At 33.9% G+C, this 319-nt stretch carries 1 pseudogene; it reads left to right on the forward strand.

The annotated features are described in order from the left end of the window. Positions 1-59: 59 nt before the first annotated feature. Positions 60-319, forward strand: a pseudogene (locus ACSG5Z_RS30060) (CgeB family protein); the annotation flags it as partial.

Raw genomic sequence — 319 nt, forward strand, 5'->3', positions numbered from 1 at the left:
AATGAATAAAGACTTCTAATTTTCGTGCACTTTGATTATGTAGAAATAGGGGGGATGACATGAAAGACAATACGCCTAAGAAAATTTTATTTATTCAATCAGGAATTCCTTTTAATTACCCAATGATCGAAGCAGCAATTTTGAATAGTTTACAAAAGGTAAACAGTAATACAATTATGGTGAACCCAGAACGAGCGATAGAAACCGCATTAAAAATGAAACCGGATTTTATTTTGGTTCTCGGTGGTTTAAACGAGGGTATTATTAGTGTCATGCCAGTAATAAAGAGTGCAGGTTTTACTACTGGACTTTGTCATCT

Origin of the sequence: Bacillus pretiosus (assembly GCF_051294775.1) — a bacterium.
GTDB lineage: Bacteria > Bacillota > Bacilli > Bacillales > Bacillaceae_G > Bacillus_A > Bacillus_A wiedmannii.